Genomic DNA, 22,635 nt, shown 5'->3' with positions numbered 1-22,635 from the left:
CAGCCTCCTCTACGCCGCCAGGGATTCGCGCTGTTCGGCTTCCTGCTGCGACGACGGCAAGCTGTCTGGAGCGACCACGGCGCAGATGGCGGCATGCGCAGCCTGGGCCAGCGCCGCGCGATCCTGGCCCGCCTGGGGCCGGATCGGCGCGCAGTAGATCAACTCCACCGTCATCTCGCGCTCTTTCAGCAGGCGGTTCAGATTGTTGGTCAGGGTCTGCTCGCCGACGAAGGCGGCGATGTTTTCGCCATTGGCGGCGCGGCTGTAGCACAGGGCGATCGGCTGCACCGGGCAGCCGCTGTCGATGGCGGCTGCGAACAGGCGCGGCTGGAACTTGAGCATGCGGTCGCCCTCGGTGGTGGTGCCTTCCGGGAATACCGTGGCCGAGCCGCCGCCGCGAAGATGCGCGGCCAGGGCCTGGATCAGCTGCTTGGTGCCGCCGGCGCCGCGACGGATGTAGAACGAGCCCGCGGCATTGGACAGCCAGCCGGCGATCGGCCAGCTGGCGACTTCCACCTTGGAGACGAAGCGGGTCAGCTCGCTGGCGGCGATCACGGGGATGTCGACCCAGGAAATGTGGTTGCAGACGATCAGCTGCGCCCCGTCCAGGCGTTGGCCGTGCACGCGCAGCCGGATGTTGAGGATTTTCAGCAGGCGGCTGTTCCACCAGCGCGTCAGCGGCTCCCGCGCAATGCGTCGGGTGGGGTCCAGGGTGACCAGCAGGACCAGTGCGATCCCGGTGAAAAGATGCGAAATCAGCCGCGCACCTCTGAAAATGGCTCGCAAGAGCGGTCTCCGGGAGGGGGCGGTTGGCGGGCGATCAGGCCGGCTTGGGCGGGTGGGCGACCAGGATGGCCTGGCTGTCCGCCGCTTCCGTTTCGCTCGGGCGGCTGGCCATGAAGTGGCGGGCGTAACGCGAATGCATGTCGCTGACGTTGACCAGCACGAACACGTCGGCACAGTTGAAATCGCGGTCCCAATAAGGCTCGCCGCAGGCCTTGGCGCCGAGGCTGAAATAGGCCTTGAGCAGGGGCGGCATGCGCACCTTCTGCGTCGGGCGGGCATCGGCGGCCGGCAGCGGAATCAGTGGACGCACATGTTGCCAGTGCGGGGCGAGATGCTTGGCCTTGACCTGCTCCAGCAGGGCGTGGGCGGTGGCGCCGCCGTCTTCCAGGCCGATGCTGGCGCAGCCGAACAGGTAATCGAAGCCCTGGCTGATGATGAAATCGGCCAGGCCGGACCACAGCACGGCGATGACCGCGCCGCTGCGGTATTCGGCATCGACACAGGTGCGGCCCACTTCCATGACGCGGCCGGGCAGCGAATCGATCATTTTCAGGTCGAATTCGCCGGACGAGTAGAAGCCGCCCGCCAGGGCAGCCTGATCGTCGGTAAGGATGCGGGTGCAGGCCACCAGTCTGCCGGTGCCTGCCTCGCGCACTGTTAAGTGGCGACAGTAGGCATCGTATTGGTCGGCGTCGATCTGCGCGTCGCCACCGTCGATGGTGGCACCCAGTTCGCCTGCGAAAATCCGGTAGCGCAGACGTTGGGTTTCGAGAATTTCCGCGGGACTCTCAGCAAAGCGGACCTCGAAACGCGGGGCCGGCCGGGGCGAGTTCTTATCCATGTTCGCGGGCACTTGTAGCTCCAGATGACATGGTAACACTCTATGAAAGCACCGTTGAAAGGTGATGACTTCGTGATGAAAGATTTATGACTGGGTCGGCAGGTCCCAGCCGGCACTCGCCTGGTTCGAGTTCCACACCTGAAAATGCAGCTGGGACAATAGGATAGGATCGCCTAACAGGGTATTTTTCTGGATCGGCGTCAGGGTTTCGGGCCCCTGGACCAGGGCGTCATGCACCAAATTGAGGCGTGATTTGCGGGTCTCTTCCGACTGGCGCGGGCGCGCCACACCGGCGGCGCAGGCCAGGGCATTGGTCACCGGATGGGTCACTGCCTGGACGAAGCCGGGGGGCGTCTTGGCGCGGCGGAAGCCGGCCTGGGTGCTGCGCAGCTCGCGCGGCGGGATGGCTTCTTCCGGGATCAGGAAGTAGCGCCATTTGCGCATGGTCTGCCCGATGGAAACCCGGCTGGAATAGACCGACAGCGGGATCGACAGCATCAGCGCCCCCACCACCGGCAGCAGCCACCACAGGAAAGCCGGGTTGAGCCAGTACACGCCGGCCGCCCACACGGTGCCCAGCACGGTCTGGAAGCCATGGCGCAGCAGGGCCTCGCCCCAGCCGGTCTGCGAGTCCTCGCGCGGCGGCGACTTCCAGCTGGTGCCCAACCCGAGCAGGGGGCTGATGACGAACTGGGTATGGAACAGCATGCGGATCGGCGCCAGCATGGCCGAGAACACCAGCTCGGCCAGCATGCTCAGCAACAGGTGGAAACCGCCGCCGTAGCTCTTGGCGCCCTGCACCCAGATCAGCACCACGCTGAGGATCTTGGGCAGGAACAGCAGGGTGGCGGTGGCGCTGAACAGGGCCAGGGCCCATTCCGGGTGCCACTCCGGCCATACCGGGAACAGCTGATACGGCTCCAGGAAGTATTGCGGCTCCTTCAGCGTCTGCACCGCCAGCAGGCCGGTGGAGAGCAGCAGCGAGATGAACCACAGCGGCGCCGACAGGTAGGCCATCACTCCGGTCATGAACACCGCGCGGTGCGCCGGGTGCAGGCCCTGGGCCAGGAACAGCCGGAAATTCATCAGGTTGCCCTGGCACCAGCGGCGGTCGCGCTTGAGCTCGTCGAGCAGGTTGGGCGGCATCTCCTCGTAGCTGCCGGGCAGGTCGTAGGCGATCCACACCGCCCAGCCGGCGCGGCGCATCAGCGCCGCCTCGACGAAGTCATGCGACAGGATCTCGCCGGCCAGCGCGCCCTTGCCGGGCAGGCGGCCGAGGGCGCAGTGCCGGATGAAGGGCGCCACGCGGATGATGGCGTTGTGGCCCCAGTAGTGCGATTCGCCCAGCTGCCAGAAATGCAGGCCGGCGGTGAACAGCGGGCCGTAGACGCGGGTGGCGAACTGCTGCATGCGCGCATACAGGGTCTCGCGGCCGGCGGCCTTGGGCGCGCTCTGGATGATGCCGGCGTTCGGGTTGGCCTCCATCAGCTGCACCAGCCGCTTCAGGCAGGTCCCGGACATCACGCTGTCGGCATCCAGGATCACCATGTAGCGGTAATTGCTGCCCCAGCGGCGGCAGAAGTCGGCGATGTTGCCGCTCTTGCGCTTGATGCGGTGGATGCGGCGGCGGTAGAAGATGCGGCCGAAGCCGTCCACCTCGCGGCACAGCTTGAGCCAGCCGTCCAGTTCCGCCACGCGCACATCGGGGTCGCCGCTGTCGCTGAGCAGGTAGAAATCGAACAAGTGCAGCTGCCCCGCCTTGGCCACCGACTCGTAGGTGGCGCGCAGCCCGGCGAGGACGCGCGGCACGTTCTCGTTGCAGATCGGCATCAGGATGGCGGTGCGCGCCTTGTCCTCGATCGGCGCGTCCGCCGCGGCGGTGGCGGAGATGGCGTAGCGGTCGCCGCGGGTCAGCAGCACCATGAAGCCCATCATCGCGGTCCAGAAGCCCATCGAGACCCAGCCGAACAGGATCACGTACAGCACCAGGATGGCCATCTCCAGGATGTGCCGGCCGTGGTAGGGCAGCACCGCCGTCATGTAATAGGTGGCGACGATGGTTTGCGCCACGGTCAGGCCGAGCAGCACCATGCGCCGCAGGAACGCGACGCCGTGCCAGCTGCCCAGCGAGTCAGGCGAGTCCGGCTTCACCGCATCGTCCTCGCCGGTCGGCGCCAGCGGCGTGTGGCCGCCCGCCAGGCTCATGCGGCGGAACAGGCGCCGCAGGGGATTGGTTTCCCATGGCAGCGGCACCATCGAGGCACGCTTCAAGGGCGGCGTGGTGACCAGGCGGGTTTCGCCGCGCAGGTCGGTGGTGTGGATGCTGTCGGCGGCCGCATCGCCGCGCCGCGGCGGCGGCGCGAACGCCAGCTTCAGGCGCGCCAGGATCGAGCTGTAGGCCGGGTTGCCGGGATCGACCGCGGCCTCGCCGCTGCCCGGCGGCGCGGTCGCCGCCAGCGACTGCTGCAGGCGTTCCAGGCTGCCGGCCGCGGTCTGCTCCAATTGCTCGCGCCGCTCCGGCGGCAGCGGCAGCTGGCCGAGGTAGGCGTCGAGGGCGGGGCGAGGGGCTGCGGGCTGATCCATAAGCTTATTGTAAGGGGCATCGCGGCTTCGATTGGCACCTTGTCAGCGGTTGCCGCCACAACCGCTGGCCAGGGTTCGTACTGCTTGTCCGACAGGTCTCGGTCGTGTCGTTCACTTTGCCGTCCATGGCGCGACTTGGTCGCATTGGGAACGCCCGGCCATCCATGGCCGGGCGTTCGGGGTCACGCGAGTGACAGCGTTTGGCCCTCGGCGGGGACTGGCTCAATGTCAGTCCCCGTTATGCGTTATGCCGAACGCCACTCGCGCAACCCCTCACCCCGGTGCCAGGATGTAGCTCCAGGTTTCCGACAGGGTGCTGTCCTCGCTGCGCAGGTAGGCGCGCAGTTCCAGCGGCTTGTCGTCGTCGATGCGGCGGAAGCGCAGGGTCAGGCGCCAGCCGTTGGTGACCTCGTTATGCACGGTGTTGCGCTCCAGCAGCTCGCCGTTGGGGCCGAGCGACACGATGCCTTCCACCTTGGCGTCGGCCTTGAGCTTGTCCAGCGCCGGGCCGACGAAGTCGATGACGTAGCTGATGCTGTTGTCCGGGTTGCGGGTGAAGCCGCGGCCGCGGCGCGTCTGCATCACCCAGGACAGCGGCGGCTTGGTGTCCTTCTCGCCCTGCCAATGCAGGATGTAGTCGAGGTCGATCGACTGGCCGCCCTGCGGCGTATTGTCCGGCACCCAATAGGCCACGACGTTGTCGTTGGTTTCGTCGGGCGAGGGGATGTTGACCAACTCGACCCGGCCGGCGCCCCACTGGCCCTGCGGTTCCACCCACAGGCTCGGCCGCAGCTCGTAGCGCAGGTCGATGTCCTCGTAGTCGTGGAAATAGCGGTCGCGCTGCATCAGGCCGAAACCCTGCGGATTGGTCATGCCGAAGGAGGTGACCTGCAGGCGCTTCGGGTTGATCATCGGCCGCCAGATCCACTCGCCGGTGCCGGAATGCATCGACAGACCGTCGCTGTCGTGCACCTCGTTGCGGTAATCGTCGGTGGCCGGATGCTGGTTCTCCCCGAACAGATACATGCTGGTCAGCGGCGCCAGGCCCAGCTTGCTCACGTTCTCGCGCATGAACACGCGCGACTTCACTTCCATCGCCGTTTCGTCGCCCGGCTTGACCACGAAGCGGTAGGCGCCGGTGACGCGCCGCGAGTCGAGCAGGGCGTAGATGGTCAGTTCCTTGTCGCCCGGCTTGGGCCGCTCGATCCAGAACTCGCTGAAGCGCGGGAATTCCTCGCCGGACATCAGGCCGGTATCCAGCGCCAGGCCGCGGGCGGAGAGGCCGTAACGCTCGCCCTTGCCGACGCCGCGGAAGTAGCTGGCGCCGCGGAACACCAGCATCTCGTCCTTCTGCTTCGGCGTATTCAGCGCGTAGTGCACGCGGAAGCCGGAGAAACCCAAGCCCTTGAACTGTTCCGGATCGATCTGCGCGCCCCCGAAATCGAAGTCATTGGGGTTGTAGTGGATCTCGCGCACGCCGTAGGGCGCGATCTCGTTGATCTTCACCGGCTGGTTGTAGTACTCGCCTTCATGGAAAAACTGCAGTTCGAACGGCAGCTTGTCCTTGGCCCAGAAGGCCTTCTCCGGCTTGAAATGGATGGCGTTGTACTTGTCGTAGCCCAGATCCTGCAGCTGCTGCGGCAGGCGCGTGTCCGGCCGCTGATAGGGCTGGGCGGCCAACTGCTTGGCGCGCTGCGCCACGTCATTGAAGCTGAAAGCCTGGGCGCCGGCCGGCAGCAGGCCGGCGAGGGCCAGCGCAAGGGCCGCGATGCAGCGTCCCAGCCTGATTCTGGGTTCAAAATTCATTGTTAATGCACGGAAAACGGGGCGTAAACACCCGATTTTACAGTCTGAGCCGGATTTGTGGCCGTATTCATGCGGCTGTCACTAAACAACCGCATTGCCGCTGCCGGTGCCGGTGAAGCTGGCGTGGATCGAACGCATGCGGTTCACCAGCAGGCAGAACAGGTCCGCGGTGCGCTCGGCGTCGTAGATCGCCGAGTGGGCCTCCTTGGCGTCGAACGGCAGTCCCGCCGCTTCCAGCGCGCGGGCCAGCACCGTCTGGCCCAGCACGGCACCACCCAGCGTCACCGTGTCGAAGGCCGAAAACGGATGGAACGGGTTGCGTTTGACGTCGGCCCGCGCCACCGCGGCGTTGAGGAAGCCGAGGTCGAAATGGGCGTTGTGGCCGACCAGGATGGCGCGGGTGCAGCCCTGCTCCGACACCGCCTGGCGCACCGGCTTGAACACCTTGGCCAGCGCCTCGCGCTCCGGCATGGCCAGGCGCAAGGGGTGATAGGGGTCGATGCCGTTCACTTCCAGCGAAGCCCGCTCGATATTGGCGCCGGGAAAGGGCTCGACATGGGCAGCATGGGTTTCGCCGCGTACCAGATTGCCCTCCTCGTCCACGCCGATCAGCACCGCGGCGATTTCCAGCAGCGCGTCGGTGGTGGAATTGAAGCCACCGGTCTCCACGTCCACCACCACGGGCAGAAAGCCGCGAAAACGCTGGCCCATGCGGGGCGGGTGGGGGAGAAGGTCCATGGAGAGGCGGCGGCGGGAGGTCCAGCACTATAACATCGGGGGAGGCGAGAGGCGGGAGGCGAGAGGGGTGGAAAGCAGTGTGTCGCCGCCGCGTGGCCGATTGGTTTTTTTGCGCCACTCCCCTCCCGCCTCTCGCCTCCCGAAAAGCTATAATTCGCGCGCTTTTCCGCCTCCCGCCCCATTCGCTTTCCAGACCCCCATGACCCAAGTCCGCAAAGTCGCGCTCGCCTACTCCGGCGGGCTGGATACCTCAGTCATCCTCAAGTGGCTGCAGGACACCTACCACTGCGAAGTGGTGACCTTCACCGCCGACATCGGCCAGGGCGAGGAGCTGGAGCCGGTGCGGCCGAAGGCCCAGGCACTCGGCGTCAAGGAAATCTTCATCGACGACCTGCGCGAGGAGTTCGCGCGCGACTTCGTCTTCCCCATGTTCCGCGCCAACGCCATCTACGAAGGCGAATACCTGCTCGGCACCAGCATCGCCCGTCCGCTGATCGCCAAGCAGCTGGTGCAGCGCGCCCGCGAGACCGGCTGCGACGCCATCGCCCACGGCGCCACCGGCAAGGGCAACGACCAGGTGCGCTTCGAGCTCGGCGCCTACGCGCTGTGGCCGGAAGCCAAGGTCATCGCCCCCTGGCGCGAGTGGGACCTGACCTCGCGCGAAACCCTGCTGGCATACGCCGCCAAGCACAACATCCCCATCGCCAAGAAGAAGGACGGCGGCAGCCCTTATTCGATGGACGCCAACGCCCTCCACATCAGCTACGAGGGCGGCGGCCTGGAAGATCCCTGGTGGACGCCGGACGACTCCATCTGGCGCTGGACCAGGAACCCGGAAGACGCGCCGAACGAGCCCGAGTTCATCACCATCGGCTACGAGAAGGGCGACCCGGTCTCCATCGACGGCGAGAAGCTCAGCCCCTACCAGATGCTGGAGCGTCTCAACCAGCTCGGCGGCAAGCACGGCATCGGCCGTCTCGACATCGTGGAAAACCGCTATGTCGGCATGAAGTCGCGCGGCTGCTACGAAACCCCGGGCGGCACCATCATGCTCAAGGCGCACCGCGCCATCGAGAGCCTGTGCCTGGACCGCGAAGAAGCCCACCTGAAAGACGAGGTGATGCCGCGCTACGCCAGCCTGATCTACAACGGCTACTGGTGGAGCCCGGAGCGCCGCATGCTGCAGGCCCTGATCGACGACAGCCAGCACCGCGTCAACGGCGAAGTGCGCCTCAAGCTGTACAAGGGCAGCGTCTACAACGCCGGCCGCCGCTCGCCGGATTCGCTGTTCGACGCGCGCCTGTCGACCTTCGAGGACGACCGCGGCGCGTACAACCAGAAGGACGCGGAAGGCTTCATCCGCCTCAACGGCCTGCGTCTCAGAACGGGTGCCAAGCGCGACAAGCGCTGACATTCCCGTAGGGCGGGTCTTTGACCCGCCTGTCTCGGGCATCACTCGCACGCCGCGGTGAACGGCGGGTCGCAGACCCGCCCTACGGCTGGCGGCCGTCGTTACGTGATCCAGTCCACGCTGGACGCACCGCGGCGACGCCGATCTGAGAGCCACATCGCGGTTTGCCTGCAGCGCTTCGTGTCTCATATGCCGATGGCCTGCACGGAATGCAGGCAGTGTCGAGGGATGAGAGATGAAGGACAACAGCAGGATCGAAGCCAGCCTGGCCGCGGCGCAGGACGACGTGTCGAAGATTTTCCAGGGTTATGACGTGCCGGAGGAATACCGCTTGCGTCTGACCGCCTACATCCAGCGCTGGTATCTGGATCAAGGGGCTTGCGGCGGACAGGTCTGCGCGCTGCATACGGATGTGCAGGCCGGCGTCGCCGCCGGCTGAAAACGGCAAAAGCCGGCAGGCGGAATACGCGCTGCCGGCTTTTGCCGATTCCCCAGCGGGGGGCTTACTTCGCTGTCTGCGCCTGTGCCTTCCTGGCGCGCACGATCTGCACCACACCCCAGATCAGCAGGCCGGCACCGAGCGCGGCCAGGGCCTCGCCGCTATTGGTGCCGATCAGCGCCAGCTTGCCGCTGAGGCCGCCGACGATGAAGACGATGCCGATCAAGATGTTCCACATGCCGGCTTCTCCCGGGAGCTGAGCGTTATGCCGCGGGCGGCATGGGGCCGGGCGGCGGCGCCTTGGGCTTGCCGCCGAAGATCTTGCGGAAGAAGCCGGCCACGGCCACCACCCCGATGATGATGAATTTCTTGGCGGCGAGCAGCAGCAGGCCCAGCTTGGCGAACAGGCCGGCCTTGGCGGCGATGCCGCCGGCGACGAGCGCGGCGAGGCCGTAGGCGGCGACCTTGTCGGTGCTGGCGTTGAAGTCGGTGTACTTGTTGCCGTCGCTGAAGTTGGTGAAGGCCAGCACCTTGGGCAGTTCCTGCTTGATGGTCGGCAGGTCGCTCATCGCGGCCACCGCGTTCAGCTCCAGCACGCCTTTGCGGCCGAGCACGCGGATGCTGTAGTTGAGCGTGTTGGCGTCGGCATCATCGGCCTTCAGCTCCTTTGCCCAGTACATCTTGTGGGTCGCCGCGTCGTAATGCGGCGGCTCGGCCCAGCCCAGCAGGTGCAGGCCGGCGTAGCCCTGCTTCTTGCGCTCCTCGTTGATCTCCACGTCCTCTTTCTGCATCTTCTGCAGCAGTTCGGTGTAGTCGATTTTGGCGGCGTCGTCGTCCGAGACGTGGCCGTCGTCGTTGTAGGTCACGACCACGCCCCAGCCGTTGCGCGCCAGCGGGCTGATCGACTGCGGCAGGATCATGCCGAGCGTCTTGAAGCCGGGCGGATTGCCCCAGCCCTCGGTGAGCAGGCGGTCGGCGTCGGTCGGCGCCAGGTAGTAGAAATCGTCGTTGAGCTGCAGCGTGGCGATGTCGTTGGGCAGCTTGACCGTGCCGTGCTGCGGCTTGAGCGAGGCCAGCAGCTGCTCGGCTTTCTGCTGTCTCTGCTCGGGTGTCGGCGGCGCGGGGTCGGTGGCGGGGACCGGGTCGGCCAGGGCGTTCGCGGCGCACAGCGCCAGCGCCGCCAGCCAGAGGCGCGGGTATTTCATCGAAAAATCCCTTTAATTTCTGATAATCGAGGGGCGGCAGCATAGCCGCAGGCGCCGTATCATCGCCAGCCGCGGCATATGACTCTGTGAAGTCCGTCACAGGCCGGCTGGCGGAGATAAAATCGAGCCCACCAGGACGCCCCCCTCCCGAGGACATGATGACCCATACCGATGACCTGCAGCCCCGCTACATCCGCGCCAACGGCATGGAGTTCGCCTACCTGGAAGCGGACGGCGGGGCGGGCGAAGGGCCCCTGGTGCTGTGCCTGCACGGCTTCCCGGATACCGCCTGGAGCATGGTGGGGCTGCTGCGCAAGCTCTCCGCCGCCGGCTTCCGCGCCGTGGCGCCGTTCATGCGCGGCTACCCGCCCGGCGCGCTGCCGGAAGACCGCGACTACTCCGGCCTGGCCCTGGGCCGCGACGTCATCGCCCTGGCCGAGCATTTCGGCGCCCAGAGCGCGATGGTGGTCGGGCACGACTGGGGTGCGTTCGCGGCGTACAGCGCCGCCGCGCTGCGGCCGGACCGCATCAAGCGCATCGTGACCGCCGCCGTGCCGCATCCGCGCCGCTTCCTGCTGCGCCCTTCGCGCGAGCAATTGCGCGCCTCGCATTACATGTTCAAGTTCCAGTTGCCGGGCTGGCCGGAGCGGCGCATCCGCGAAAACGATTTCGCCTGGCTGCGTGACCTGGCACGGAGCTGGTCGCCCGGCTGGGAGCCGAGCGAGGACTACTTCGGCCCGGTCAAGGCGGCGTTCTCCGATCCGGCACGGCTGAAGGCGGCGCTGGGTTATTACCGCGCGCTGCCGCTGTCGTTATTGCAGCGTGAGGCCTGGCAGTTCCTGCTCAAGCCGATCTACGTGCCGGCGCGGGTCATCTACGGCGAGAACGACGCCTGCATCCTGCCCTCGACCTTCCTCGACCAGGAACACCTGTTCGGCGACAAGTACGAACTGGTCGGGATCCCCAAGGCCGGACACTTCATGCACCTGGAAGCGCCGGATGCCTTCGCTGAACAGGTGATCGGCTTCCTCAAAGCCGCGAGCTGAGGCCGCGACTCACCGCGTCCGCGGCGAATGGATGAACAGGCGGCCGCCCTTGAAGTCCACCGTCTCCAGCTTCGGCACCGCATCGTCCTGCACCACCACTGCGGCGGCGATGACGGCGGAGACGTTGCGGGGCGCGAGTCGTGCGCCTGGTTCGGGCGGCGCTTCGGCGCCGAAGGAGAAGGCGACCATGGCCTGGCGATGGGAGGGACGGAGCACCAGCGCGGTGTGATCCAGCCACTGCGGCTGCTCGGTGGCGCAGGCGGTGAGCAGGGCGGCGCAGGCGAATACCACGATGCTTTCGCCTTCGCGCACCATCACCATCAAACAGTGCTTCTTGTTGCCCATCGTCTGCACCGCAAGCCTCCTCTGGAGACTACGACGCTTACACTCTAGGCCTGTGCAACGCGGCAAAAGTTCCCGATTGTCCGGGAAATCCGGCCGCCGATCATGTTCCTGGTTCGGTCCTCATGTTGCGCCCCGGCTGGCCGCCGCGGCGATCAATAATTCAATGCACTCGCGGCAACGGCGACGGTCTTCTTGCGCGGCACGGCCGGCGCCAGGTCGAAGGCTTCGGCCACGCTCAGCACCGTGCCGCAACCGTCGCTGTCGTAGCCGGGCAGGGCGTTCACCGCGCGCTGGAATTCACGGCTGCGCAGGATGTCGAGGATGCGCTGCATCATCGGCGTGTCGAGCACCTTGGCGTTGCAGATCAGGAAGTAGCGCTCGCTCGCCACCGGCAGGAAATCCAGTTCGAAGCGCCGCGCCGCCGGTTCCACGCCGAGGCCCGCGTCGGCCATGCCGCTGGCGACATAGGCCGCCACCGCGGCGTGGGTGAATTCGCAGTTGTCGTAGCCCTGGATGGCGTGGCCGTCGAGCTGCTCCCGCTGCAGCAGCAGGTCCAGCAGCAGGCGCGTACCGGAGCCCTCGTGGCGGTTGACGTAGCTCACGCCGGGCCGCGCCAGGTCGGCCACGCCCATGATGTTCCTGGGGTTGTGCGGCGCCACCATCAGGCCCTGGCGCCGCGTCGCCAGGTGCAGCAGGCGGTGCTTGTCCGGTTGCAGCGCGTCCAGGTAATGCTGCAGGGCGGGTTGCTGCAGCTCGCCCAGGGGCACATGGAAGCCGGCGAGGTCGCAGCCGCCGCCGTTGAGGGAACTCAGCGCCTCCTGCACGTTGCGGTATTTGAGCTCGATCGGCACCTGCTCGTGCAGCAGCGTCTGGCGCAGGGTCTGCACCGCGAAGCCGTGGCTGGCGTGCAGGCGCAGGATGCTCTGCGCGTGCGACAGGGCCCGCTCCACTTCCACTTCCAGTTCGGAGGCCAGGCTGTCCAGCAGCGGCGACAGGCGCGCGGCGATGCGGCGGTCGGCCCACACCAGCTTCTCGCCCAGCGGCGTCAGCATGGCGCCGCGGCCGCGCACCATCTTCACCAGCGGCACGCCGAAGGCGCGCTGGCCCTCCTGCAACAAGCCCCAGGCGTAGCGATAGGACAGCCCCATCTGCGCCGAGGCTTCGACCAGGGTGTGGGTTTCGTGCACCTTGGCCAGCAGACTGACCAGGTGCGGCATGAGCTGGCGCCCGTCGTCGCGTTCCAGCTGCCACTGCGGTTTGATCGACATCTTGAGCATGCGTGCCTTACCTTTTCGCTCTTCCTGAGAATAGGCTAAAAAAAGCCTATTGAAGTGGAATCAGACATCCTATTTATAGCAGACAATAATGATGGTAGCTTGAACCATGGTCGGATAGTGTGATTGACCTTCATATGATCTATTAGGCATATATAACTAAAGCGGAAAACCGAGGAGAACACAAAATATGTCGACGATTGGAAGCACTGTTCCGCCGCCCGCCCTGGGCCGGGACACGGGGATACTGGATAAAGAGCGGACCGTGGCGGGCCCGGGTTTCAACCGCTGGCTGGTGCCGCCGGCCGCGCTGGCCATACACCTGTGCATCGGCATGGCCTACGGCTTTTCCGTGTTCTGGCTGCCGATGTCCAAGCTGCTGGCCACCCCTGACGCGGCCTGCCCCAAGAGCAGCAGCTGGACCGCGGACCTGTTCACCAGCACCTGCAACTGGTCGGTGGCTTCGGAAACCTTCACCTTCACCCTGTTCATCGTCTGCCTTGGCCTGGCCGCGGCCCTCTGGGGCGGCTGGCTGGAACGCGCCGGCCCGCGCAAGGCCGGCGTGGTCTCGGCCCTGTGCTGGTGCGGCGGCCTCGTCCTGGGCGCCATCGGCGTACATCTGCACCAGCTGTGGATCGTCTGGCTGGGCACCGGCGTGCTCGGCGGCATCGGCCTGGGCCTGGGCTACATCTCGCCGGTATCGACCCTGATCAAGTGGTTCCCTGATCGTCGCGGCATGGCCACCGGCTTCGCCATCATGGGCTTCGGCGGCGGCGCCATGATCGGCGCGCCACTGGCGGCGATGCTGATGAAGCACTTCGCCGCCGACGGCGATCCCGGCGTGTGGCAGACCTTCCTGGTGCTGGCGGCGCTGTACTTCGTCTTCATGATGGGCGGCGCCTTCGGCTACCGCGTGCCGCCCAACGGCTGGAAGCCGGCCGGCTGGAATCCGCCTACCAGCGCCGGCAGCGCCATGATCACGCGCCGCCACGTGCACCTGAGCAAGGCCTGGAAGACGCCGCAGTTCTGGGCCATCTGGGGCGTGCTGTGCCTCAACGTCAGCGCCGGCATCGGCGTGCTGGCGATGGCCTCGCCGATGTTCCAGGAAGTGTTCGGCGGCAAGCTGCTCGGCGTGGATACCGCCAGTGCCGGCCTGACGCCGGAGCAGAAGGTCACCATCGCGGCGATCGCCGCCGGCCTGGTCGGTCTGCTCAGCCTGTTCAACAGCCTCGGCCGCCTGTTCTGGGCCTCGCTGTCCGACAAGCTCGGCCGCAAGAACACCTACTACGTGTTCTTCCTGCTCGGCATCGTGCTGTATTGCCTGCTGCCCACCTTCGGCCATCTCGGCGCCGTGCTGCTGTTCGTCGCCACCGCCTGCCTGATCCTGTCGATGTACGGCGGCGGCTTTGCCACCGTGCCGGCCTATCTGGCGGACATCTTCGGCACGCAGATGGTCGGCGCCATCCACGGCCGGCTGCTCACCGCCTGGTCCGCCGCCGGCGTCATCGGTCCCCTGCTGATCGCCAATCTGCGCGATTTCGAGAAGGCGCAGGGCGTGCCCGGCAACCTGGTCTACGACGTCACGCTGTACATCCTGGCGCTGCTCCTGCTCGGCGGCCTGATCTGCAATTTCCTGGTCAAGCCGGTGGCGGAGAAATACCAGATGACGGACGCGGAGTTGCAGGCCGAACGCAGCCTCGCCCACGAGATGACGGCGGATCCGCGGGCCGACACCGCGGCTCGCGGATCCGCTGGCATCGGCACGGCGCTGGCCTGGCTGGCGGTCGGCATCCCCTTCATCTGGGGTTTGTGGACCGCGCTGCAGAAGGCCGCGGTGCTGGTGCATTGATTCGATTGATATGTGGAAGGGCGGCATGAACGGAAGACGAGGTCAGTGATGAAAGGGCAGGTGCAGGAACAACCGTTGCGTCCCATGCCGGCCGCCAGGCCGCTGGCCGCGGCGGAGCGGGCCAAGGTGCTGGAAGTGATCGTGCGGCTGCGCGCGCTGCCCGGCGCGCTGCTGCCGGTGCTGCACGGCGTGCAGGATGCGCTGGGCTATGTGCCGCCCGGCGCGGTCACGCTGATCGCCTCGGAACTGAACCTGACGCGCGCCGAGGTGCACGGCGTCATCACCTTCTATCACTACTTCCGCTCGACCAAGCCGGGCAAGCAGGTTCTGCAGCTCTGCCGCGCCGAGGCCTGCCAGTCGCTCGGCGCCACCGCGCTGGAGGCGCACGTCAAACAGAAGCTTGGCGTGGACTTCCATGGCACCACCGCGGATGGCCGCTACACGCTGGAGCCGGTGTACTGCCTGGGCAACTGCGCCTGCGGCCCCTCGCTGATGCTGGATGGCGAACTGCACGGCCGTGTCGATGCGGAGAGCTTCGACGAGCTGGTGGGAGGCGCCTCATGAGCGTGCGCATCTATGTGCCGCAGGATGCCATCGCCCTGTCCCTCGGCGCAGGCGCGGTGGCCAAGGCCATCGTCGCGGAAGCGGAACGCCGCGGCGTGCAGATCCAGCTGGTGCGCAATGGTTCGCGCGGCGTGTTTTCGCTGGAGCCGCTGGTCGAGGTGGAAACAGCGGGCGGCCGCGTCGCCTATGGCCCGGTCAAGGCCCGGGATATTCCGGGCCTGTTCGACGCCGGCTTCCTCGATGGCGGGAAGCATGCCCTGGGTCACGGCCTCACCGCCGAAATCCCCTACCTCAAGCAGCAGGAACGGCTCACCTTCGCCCGCGTCGGCATCACCGATCCGCTCAGTCTCGACGATTATCTGGCCCACGAGGGCTACCGCGGCCTGAAGAACGCGCTGGCCCTGTCCGGCGCCGAGATCGTGCAGGCGGTGACCGACTCCGGCCTGCGCGGCCGCGGTGGCGCGGCCTTCCCGGCCGGCATCAAGTGGAAGACGGTGCATGCCACCGAGTCGGCGCAAAAGTACATCGTCTGCAATGCGGATGAAGGCGACTCCGGCACCTTCTCCGACCGCATGATCATGGAGGGCGATCCCTTCGTCCTGATCGAGGGCATGACCATCGCCGGCATGGCGGTGGGCGCCACCCAGGGCTACATCTACCTGCGCTGCGAATACCCGCATGCGCACCGCACCCTCAACGCCGCCATCGCCGCCGCTTATGAGAGCAAGCACCTCGGCGCCGACGTGCTCGGCAGCGGCCGCCGCTTCGACCTGGAAGTGCGGCTCGGCGCCGGCGCTTACATCTGCGGCGAGGAGACCTCGCTGCTGGAAAGCCTGGAAGGCAAGCGCGGCCAGATCCGCCCCAAGCCGCCGTTGCCGGCGATCAAGGGCCTGTTCGGTCAGCCCACGGTGATCAACAACGTCATCACCTTCGCCTCCGTCCCCATCGTCATGGATCGCGGCGCGGCGTTCTACAAGGAATACGGTACCGGCCGCTCGCGCGGCACCCTGCCGTTCCAGCTCACCGGCAACATCAAGCACGGCGGCCTGGTCGAGAAGGCCTTCGGCATCACCTTGCGCGAGCTGCTCTACGACTACGGCGGCGGCAGCTACAGCGGCCGGCCGATCCGCGCCGTGCAGGTCGGCGGGCCCCTCGGCGCCTACATTCCGGCTGCGCAATTCGACGCGCCGATGGATTACGAGGAATTCGCCAAGATCGGCGGCATGGTCGGCCACGGCGGCATCGTGGTGTTCGACGACACCGTCGACATGGCGGCGCAGGCGCGCTATGCCATGGAATTCTGCGCCACCGAATCCTGCGGCAAGTGCACACCCTGCCGCATCGGCTCCACCCGTGGCGTGGAGGTCATCGACCGGCTCGTCGCCGGCCAGCAGCCGGTGAAGCAGGAAGCCGTGTTGCGCGACCTGTGCGAGACCATGACCCACGGTTCCCTGTGTGCACTGGGCGGGCTCACCCCCAGCCCGGTGCTCAGCGCCCTCAATCATTTCCCCGAAGATTTCAAGAGGCCCCGCGTCGTCGCGGCGGCTTAGGAGAGACATGTCATGCTGTCGATCGCAGAAAAGGATTTTGGAACCCCGGCTCCCGCGCCGTCGGAGCAGCTGGTCACGCTGAGCATCGACGGCTTCGAGGTCTCGGTGCCGGCCGGCACCTCGGTGATGCGCGCCGCGGCGCTGGGCGGCATCGCCGTGCCCAAGCTCTGCGCCACCGAGCAGCTCGAGGCCTTCGGCTCCTGCCGCCTGTGTCTGGTGCAGATCGAGGGCATGAAGGGTTATCCCGCCTCCTGCACCACCCTGGTGGCGCCCGGCATGAAGGTCACCACGCAGAACCAGAAGATCGGCGAACTGCGCCGCGGTGTGATGGAGCTGTACATCTCCGATCATCCGCTGGACTGCCTGACCTGTCCCGCCAACGGCCACTGCGAATTGCAGGACATGGCCGGCGCCGTCGGCCTGCGCGAGGTGCGCTACGGTTACGAGGGCGAGAACCATCTCAAGCTGGAAAAGGACGAGAGCAATCCGTACTTCACCTTCGACGCCAGCAAGTGCATTCTCTGCTCGCGCTGCGTGCGCGCCTGCGATGAAGTGCAGGGCACACTGGCCCTGACCGTGCAGGGCCGCGGCTTCGACTCCAAGATCGCCGCCAGCCAGGACGATTCCTTCCTCGATTCCGAGTGCGTCTCCTGCGGTGCCTGCGTGCAGGCCTGCCCGACGGCGACACTGTCGGAAAAGACCCTGATCGACAAGGGCCAGGCCGAGCACAGCACCATCACCACCTGCGCCTACTGCGGCGTGGGTTGCTCCTTCCGCGCCGAGATGAAGGGCCAGGAGCTGGTGCGCATGGTGCCGAACCAGGATGGCCACGCCAACCACGGCCACTCCTGCGTCAAGGGCCGCTTCGCCATCGGCTACACCACCCATCCGGACCGCATCACCAAGCCGATGATCCGCGCCAAGATCACCGATCCCTGGCGCGAGGTGAGCTGGGAAGAAGCCATCGGCTACGCCGCCTCCGAGTTCAAGCGCATCCAGGCCAGGCACGGCAAGGGCGCCGTCGGCGCCATCACCTCCTCGCGCTGCACCAACGAGGAAACCTACCTGGTGCAGAAGCTGGTGCGCGCCGCCTTCGGCAACAACAACGTCGACACCTGCGCCCGCGTCTGCCATTCGCCCACCGGCTACGGCCTGAAGCAGACCCTGGGCGAATCCGCCGGCACGCAGACCTTCGACTCGGTAATGGAAGCCGACGTCATCTTCATCATCGGCGCCAACCCCACCGACGCGCATCCGGTGTTCGGCTCGCAGATGAAGCGGCGCCTGCGTGAAGGCGCCAAGCTGATCATCGCCGACCCGCGCCGCATCGACCTGGTGCGGATGCCGCATATCCAGGCGCAGCATCACCTCCAGTTGCGCCCCGGCACCAACGTCGCCCTGCTCAACAGCCTGGCCCACGTCGTCGTCACCGAGGGTTTGGTCAACGAGGCTTTCGCCGCCGAGCGCTGCGAGCCGGAGGCCTTCGCCAAGTGGAAGACCTTCGTCGCCGAGGCGCGCCATTCGCCGGAAGCGCTGGAGGCCGATACCGGCGTGCCGGCCAGCGAAGTGCGCGCGGCCGCGCGGCTTTACGCCACCGGCGGCAACGCCGCCATCTACTACGGCCTGGGCGTCACCGAGCACAGCCAGGGTTCCACCACGGTGATGGCCATCGCCAACCTGGCCATGGCTACCGGCAACATCGGCCGGCTAGGCGTGGGTGTGAACCCGCTGCGCGGCCAGAACAATGTGCAGGGCTCCTGCGACATGGGCTCCTTCCCGCACGAGTTTCCCGGCTACCGCCATGTCAGCGACGACGTCACCCGCCATCTGTTCGAGCAGACCTGGGGCGTGAGCCTGCAGTCCGATCCGGGCCTGCGCATTCCCAACATGTTCGAGTCCGCGCTCGACGGCGAATTCCTCGGCCTGTACTGCGAGGGCGAGGACATCGCGCAGTCCGATCCCAACACCCAGCACGTCACCGCCGCGCTGAGCGCGATGGAGTGCATCGTGGTGCAGGACCTGTTCCTCAACGAGACCGCCAAGTTCGCCCACGTCTTCCTGCCCGGCTCCTCCTTCCTGGAGAAGGACGGCACCTTCACCAACGCCGAGCGCCGCATCTCGCGCGTGCGCAAGGTGAGCCAGGCGCCGGCCGGCTACGCCGACTGGGAAATCACCATGCTGCTGTCCAAGGCGCTGGGCTACGAGATGAAGTACAGCCATCCGTCCGAGATCATGGACGAGATCGCCAGCCTCACGCCCACCTTCACCGGTGTCAGCTACGAGCGCCTGGACCAGCTGGGCAGCATCCAGTGGCCGTGCAACGACCACGCGCCGCAAGGCACGCCGATCATGCACATCGACGAATTCGTGCGCGGCAAGGGCAGGTTCATGCTCACCGAATACGTGCCGACGCGCGAGAAGGTCAACGGCAAATATCCGCTGATCCTCACCACCGGCCGCATCCTGTCGCAATACAACGTCGGCGCGCAGACTCGCCGCACCGCCAACAACACCTGGCACGACGAGGACCGGCTGGAACTGCATCCGCACGATGCGGAAGAGCGCGGCGTGAAGGACGGCGACTGGGTCGGCGTGCACAGCCGCGCCGGCGAAACGGTGATGCGCGCCCTGGTCACGCCGCGCGTGCAGCCGGGCCTGGTCTACACCACCTTCCACTTCCCGGACTCCGGCGCCAACGTCATCACCACCGACAACTCGGACTGGGCCACCAACTGCCCCGAGTACAAGGTCACCGCGGTGCAGGTGGTGCGGGTCAGCCAGCCCTCGGAATGGCAGAAGCGCTACCGCAAGTTCTCCGAGCGGCAGCAGGAACTGCTCAAGCAGGGCAGCGATGTCCTTGCCGTCAAATAAGCCCATGGGCGCGCAGCCCGGCGACGCGGACGTCGCCGGCTACGCGCGCCTGCCGGTGCGCGCCTGGCGCGACGGCAGGCTCAGCGCGGTGGAGGACTGCGTCGCCGAGGAAACCCCGGTGGCCCTGGTCTACAACGGCGAGCCGCACGTGGTGATGATGGCCACGCCCTCCGACCTGGAAGACTTCGCCCTGGGCTTCTCCTTCAGCGAGGACGTGATCGCCGACGCCGCCGAGATGCAGTCGCTGGAGGTGTTCCGGCACGAGGGCGCGAACGGTCCCAGCTACGAGATCCGCATGCGCATCCCGGCGCAGCGCCACGAAGTCCTGCTGGGCCGGCGCCGCAACCTGCACGGCCGCACCGGCTGCGGCCTGTGCGGCGCCGAGACCATCGCCGACGCCATCCGCAGCCCGCGCCGGGTCGGCGCCGGCGTGCCGGTGGCCGTCGCCGCCCTGCGCCGTGCCCAGGACGAACTGCGCCGTCGCCAGACGCTCAACGGCCTCACCGGCGCCACCCACGCCGCCGCCTGGGCCGCGCCGGACGGCGCGGTGCAGCTGGTGCGCGAGGACGTGGGCCGCCACAACGCCCTGGACAAGCTGATCGGCGCCCTGCTGCGCGAACGCCGCGACACCACCCGCGGCTTCGCCGTCGTCACCAGCCGCGCCAGCTACGAGATGGCGCTGAAGGCGGCCATGGCCGGCATCCCCCTGCTCGCCGCCATCTCCGCACCCACCGCCTACGCCATCCGCGTGGCCGAGGAAGCCGGCCTGACCCTGATCGGCTTCGCCCGCGGCGACAGTTTCGTCATCTACGCCTGCCCCGCCCGCGTCCTCGACGTGGGGCCGCGCAGCGCCGGCACCGAAGGAAGCGCAGCATGAGCATCGAACACCTGACCAACATGGCCAACGACATCGGCGCCTTCTTCCACGCCGAACCGGTACGCGAGGAAGGCATCAAGGGCATGGTCAACCACATCCAGAAATTCTGGACCCCGCGCATGCGCGCGCAGATCATCGAACACCTGCGCGAGGGCGGCGAAGGGCTGGAAGAACTGCCGCGGCAGGCCGTCCAGAGCATGGCGGAGAGCGCGGAAGCGAAACAGTAGGGCGGGGTGGCCTATGGCCGCCGTGCACACTCCCATACAGCGCGGCAGCAGCGGCCACAGGCCGCCCTACAACTACTTGTCATCCTGAGCGTAGCGAAGGATCTGGCCGGATCCTTCGCTGCGCTTGGGATGACAAAGCACAATAGCCCCCAGCGATTTTGCGCTAACCTGTCCCCATACTCTCGCACCCAAGGGCGCACCGGTGGACCTGGTCAAGGAATTCGTTTCGCTGCTGGCGCTGCTCAACCCCATCGGCGCCATCCCCTTCTTCCTCGGGCTGACCGCCTCGCAGAGCCGGGTGGAGAAGCGCCGCACCATCCGCGTCGCCTCGCTCTCGGTGGCCGTGGTGCTGGCGGTCGCGGCCACCGCCGGCGAGCGCATCATCCACTTCTTCGGCATCAGCGTCGGCTCGCTCCAGGTCGGCGGCGGCATCGTCATGCTGTTGATGGCCATCGCCATGGTCAACGCCCAGGCCGGCAACACCCGCTCCACCACGGAGGAAAGGGACGAGGCCGAATCCAAGGACAACATCGCCGTGGTGCCCCTGGCCATTCCCCTGATGGCCGGCCCCGGCACCATCAGCGCCATGATCATCTACGCCGGCAAGGTCAGCGGCTGGATCGATATCGGCGCCCTGATCGGCATCGGCGCGGCGCTGGGCGTGGTCACCTTGATCGCCCTGAGCCTGGCCGATCCCATCGCCAACTGGATCGGCCGCACCGGCATCAACATCACCACGCGCCTGATGGGCCTGATCCTCTCGGCCCTGGCGGTGGAGTTCATCGTGAATGGCCTGAAGGCACTGCTGCCGGGTCTGGGCCCCCAGACCGGCTAGCAAAAAATTGCGGTAGTGGCCTACAGTTCCCCTCTCCCGCTTGCGGGAGAGGGGCAGGGGAGAGGGGCTTTTCCCAGCTCCTCCCGCTGCAGCCGATCTATTCCGGCACCAACCCCGTGCCCGTATCCGTCCACAGCAGCTTCTCCAGCCGCACCGCGTCTTCCGCGCCGCGGTAGTAGCCGCTGAGCCGTTCCGTCTCGTGGTAGCCGCGGCTGCGGTAGAAGGCGCGGGCGAGGTCGTTGCTGGCGCGCGCTTCCAGCCGCACCCGCTCGATCGCCGCGGCGCGCGCCGTCTGTTCCAGCCACAGCAGCAGCGCAGTGCCCACGCCCTTGCGCCGCATCGAGCGGTGCACCGCCAGCAGGTGCAGATGGGCCGTGTCGTCGCCGTACTTCATGATGCCGAAGCCGAGCAGCGGGCCGCCGTCGCGCATCACCGCCACATTGGTCGAGCGGTCGCGGATGCTGCGCAGCACCCGCGTCGGCGTCCAGTCCCAGCCCAGCCCGCGCTCGATGTAGTCGCGCGACATGGCGGAGATCGCCGAGGCGTCGGTGGAGCGGGCGAGGGCGATGTTGTGGTCGGTGATCATGATGCGTGGTTCATGCCGGATGGCGCAGGCCGCCGCGTGGTCAGCGCAGTTCTTTGCGCACCACCAGCTTCAGCCCCGACCATATCCCGTTCACCGCGCATACCTTGATGTCCACGAAACCCATGGGAAGCGCCACCTCCCGGATTGTATCTTCCGTGATGTCCGTCGGCACCTTTGCCGCTTTTTTCGGCCAGGACACCCAGACCACGCCGTCCGGCTTCAATCCGACGCGATATTTCTTCAGCAGTTCCCGCAGCTCGGCCTTGCTGGCGGTGAAGACATGGATGAGGTCGGTTGCCCCGCTCAGGCGGGCGACGAACTCCACGTCCTGCGGTAGCGGATCGAGCAGGGACCGATAGCCTTCCGGCGCACCGACGAGCAATACCTTGTTGCCGGGTTTGATGCCCAGTTTTTTCGCCAGTGGTGTGCCTGAATATCCGGCCATACAGTCAATGTTCCGGTTGCCGGGGAACGAGATGGCAAGCTTTCCAGGGAGTGTAGCCCGTATATGGACTCCTCCCAAAGTGCAAGCGCTGGCGCGGTGGTAGGGGAAGCAAGGTTGCATCCGTATATCCGGCCTCTGGTGAGAGCGTGCTGACTTGCTCTCGGGCCCGCAGGGTGACTTCGCGCGCGCCGGGTTCTCTGTCGGATGAGAGGCGTAAATCCTCGCCATCGGGCTACTCGGAATTCTCCGGCGCAGGTCTGACCATTGGTCCCTGCCGCGTCATGCGCTTCGCGTTGCCTGTGGTGAGCCTCCTGGAAAATGGTTTGAGTGTTCAGGCCGCCAAGGCTGGCGGCCGGT

The 22,635-nt window shown here is 66.8% G+C and carries 22 protein-coding genes; 11 read left to right on the top strand and 11 right to left on the bottom strand.

Annotation, left to right across the window (positions count from 1 at the left end; translation table 11 throughout):
• Positions 1–9: 9 nt before the first annotated feature.
• From BP26_RS0102160 to rnt, 5 genes are all read right to left on the bottom strand, one after another.
• Positions 10–786 (bottom strand): lysophospholipid acyltransferase family protein, encoded by a 777-nt coding sequence (locus BP26_RS0102160; protein ID WP_051748111.1) that lies wholly within the window; start codon positions 784–786, stop codon positions 10–12.
• A 34-nt stretch (positions 787–820) separates the two neighbouring features.
• On the bottom strand, positions 821–1,627 hold the full coding sequence (locus tag BP26_RS0102155; protein WP_051748108.1) for a GNAT family N-acetyltransferase: 807 nt from the start codon (positions 1,625–1,627) through the stop codon (positions 821–823).
• An 84-nt stretch (positions 1,628–1,711) separates the two neighbouring features.
• Positions 1,712–4,210 carry a glucans biosynthesis glucosyltransferase MdoH gene (gene mdoH, locus BP26_RS0102150; RefSeq protein WP_029918935.1) on the bottom strand — a complete coding sequence of 833 codons (2,499 nt, stop codon included), beginning with the start codon at positions 4,208–4,210 and terminating at the stop codon, positions 1,712–1,714.
• Between the two features lie 273 nt (positions 4,211–4,483).
• Positions 4,484–6,016, bottom strand: coding sequence for a glucan biosynthesis protein G (locus BP26_RS0102145; protein ID WP_029918934.1), 1,533 nt, complete (start codon positions 6,014–6,016; stop codon positions 4,484–4,486).
• An 81-nt stretch (positions 6,017–6,097) separates the two neighbouring features.
• Positions 6,098–6,754 (bottom strand): ribonuclease T, encoded by a 657-nt coding sequence (rnt, locus tag BP26_RS0102140; RefSeq protein ID WP_051748106.1) that lies wholly within the window; start codon positions 6,752–6,754, stop codon positions 6,098–6,100.
• 199 nt (positions 6,755–6,953) lie between these two features.
• On the opposite strand from rnt, the gene BP26_RS0102135 reads away from it, so the two are divergent.
• Both BP26_RS0102135 and BP26_RS0102130 read left to right on the top strand, forming a co-directional pair.
• The gene (locus BP26_RS0102135) at positions 6,954–8,165 is read left to right on the top strand and encodes an argininosuccinate synthase (protein ID WP_029918932.1); all 1,212 of its coding nucleotides are present in this window, start codon (positions 6,954–6,956) and stop codon (positions 8,163–8,165) included.
• Positions 8,166–8,400: 235 nt separating this feature from the next.
• Complete coding sequence (locus tag BP26_RS0102130) at positions 8,401–8,604, top strand: hypothetical protein (protein ID WP_029918931.1); 204 nt, start codon at positions 8,401–8,403, stop codon at positions 8,602–8,604.
• Positions 8,605–8,668: 64 nt separating this feature from the next.
• On the opposite strand, the gene BP26_RS29145 is transcribed toward BP26_RS0102130, so the two are convergent.
• Positions 8,669–8,842: a hypothetical protein gene (locus tag BP26_RS29145; protein WP_157572318.1), complete on the bottom strand. Its 174-nt coding sequence runs from the start codon at positions 8,840–8,842 to the stop codon at positions 8,669–8,671.
• 25 nt (positions 8,843–8,867) lie between these two features.
• Complete coding sequence (locus tag BP26_RS0102120) at positions 8,868–9,809, bottom strand: DUF2167 domain-containing protein (RefSeq protein ID WP_029918930.1); 942 nt, start codon at positions 9,807–9,809, stop codon at positions 8,868–8,870.
• 155 nt (positions 9,810–9,964) lie between these two features.
• Here BP26_RS0102120 and BP26_RS0102115 point away from each other — a divergent pair, with 155 nt between their 5' ends.
• The gene (locus BP26_RS0102115) at positions 9,965–10,855 is read left to right on the top strand and encodes an alpha/beta fold hydrolase (RefSeq protein WP_051748104.1); all 891 of its coding nucleotides are present in this window, start codon (positions 9,965–9,967) and stop codon (positions 10,853–10,855) included.
• A 9-nt stretch (positions 10,856–10,864) separates the two neighbouring features.
• Here BP26_RS0102115 and BP26_RS0102110 read toward each other — a convergent pair whose 3' ends face one another.
• Together BP26_RS0102110 and BP26_RS0102105 are read right to left on the bottom strand one after the other, a co-directional pair.
• A complete protein-coding gene (locus BP26_RS0102110; protein ID WP_157572317.1) occupies positions 10,865–11,209 on the bottom strand; it encodes a hypothetical protein in 345 nt (114 codons plus the stop codon).
• A 143-nt stretch (positions 11,210–11,352) separates the two neighbouring features.
• Entirely contained in the window at positions 11,353–12,468 is a 1,116-nt protein-coding gene (locus tag BP26_RS0102105; protein ID WP_245611680.1) for a substrate-binding domain-containing protein, read from the bottom strand.
• Positions 12,469–12,664: 196 nt separating this feature from the next.
• Here BP26_RS0102105 and BP26_RS0102100 point away from each other — a divergent pair, with 196 nt between their 5' ends.
• The 7 genes from BP26_RS0102100 to BP26_RS0102070 all read left to right on the top strand — a co-directional run bounded on the left by BP26_RS0102100 (position 12,665) and on the right by BP26_RS0102070 (position 21,247).
• Entirely contained in the window at positions 12,665–14,323 is a 1,659-nt protein-coding gene (locus BP26_RS0102100) for an OFA family MFS transporter (RefSeq protein WP_051748101.1), read from the top strand.
• A 48-nt stretch (positions 14,324–14,371) separates the two neighbouring features.
• Positions 14,372–14,887, top strand: a complete 516-nt coding sequence (locus BP26_RS0102095) for a formate dehydrogenase subunit gamma (RefSeq protein ID WP_084182712.1) — start codon at positions 14,372–14,374, stop codon at positions 14,885–14,887.
• Positions 14,884–16,437, top strand: a complete 1,554-nt coding sequence (locus tag BP26_RS0102090) for a formate dehydrogenase beta subunit (protein ID WP_029918924.1) — start codon at positions 14,884–14,886, stop codon at positions 16,435–16,437. Before BP26_RS0102095 ends, BP26_RS0102090 begins: the two co-directional genes overlap by 4 nt.
• A gap of 12 nt (positions 16,438–16,449) precedes the next feature.
• Positions 16,450–19,308 (top strand): formate dehydrogenase subunit alpha, encoded by a 2,859-nt coding sequence (gene fdhF / locus BP26_RS0102085; RefSeq protein ID WP_029918923.1) that lies wholly within the window; start codon positions 16,450–16,452, stop codon positions 19,306–19,308.
• On the top strand, positions 19,289–20,185 hold the full coding sequence (fdhD, locus tag BP26_RS0102080; RefSeq protein WP_084182711.1) for a formate dehydrogenase accessory sulfurtransferase FdhD: 897 nt from the start codon (positions 19,289–19,291) through the stop codon (positions 20,183–20,185). Before fdhF ends, fdhD begins: the two co-directional genes overlap by 20 nt.
• Positions 20,182–20,412 carry a formate dehydrogenase subunit delta gene (locus BP26_RS0102075; protein ID WP_029918921.1) on the top strand — a complete coding sequence of 77 codons (231 nt, stop codon included), beginning with the start codon at positions 20,182–20,184 and terminating at the stop codon, positions 20,410–20,412. Before fdhD ends, BP26_RS0102075 begins: the two co-directional genes overlap by 4 nt.
• Before the next feature lie 202 nt (positions 20,413–20,614).
• Positions 20,615–21,247: a MarC family protein gene (locus tag BP26_RS0102070; RefSeq protein WP_029918920.1), complete on the top strand. Its 633-nt coding sequence runs from the start codon at positions 20,615–20,617 to the stop codon at positions 21,245–21,247.
• A 97-nt stretch (positions 21,248–21,344) separates the two neighbouring features.
• Here the strand turns inward: BP26_RS0102070 and BP26_RS27240 are convergent, their stop codons facing one another.
• Both BP26_RS27240 and BP26_RS0102060 read right to left on the bottom strand, forming a co-directional pair.
• Complete coding sequence (locus BP26_RS27240) at positions 21,345–21,833, bottom strand: GNAT family N-acetyltransferase (protein ID WP_051748097.1); 489 nt, start codon at positions 21,831–21,833, stop codon at positions 21,345–21,347.
• Between the two features lie 40 nt (positions 21,834–21,873).
• Entirely contained in the window at positions 21,874–22,278 is a 405-nt protein-coding gene (locus BP26_RS0102060) for a DUF3052 family protein (RefSeq protein WP_029918918.1), read from the bottom strand.
• A 173-nt stretch (positions 22,279–22,451) separates the two neighbouring features.
• Between BP26_RS0102060 and BP26_RS30265 the strand changes: the two genes are divergently transcribed.
• Positions 22,452–22,635, top strand: a 184-nt coding sequence (locus BP26_RS30265; RefSeq protein ID WP_211254805.1) for a hypothetical protein, incomplete at its 3' end; no start/stop codon positions are given.

This window comes from Nevskia soli DSM 19509, assembly GCF_000711955.1.
Taxonomy (GTDB): Bacteria; Pseudomonadota; Gammaproteobacteria; order Nevskiales; family Nevskiaceae; genus Nevskia; species Nevskia soli.
This window is presented reverse-complemented; position numbering and strand designations above follow the sequence as displayed.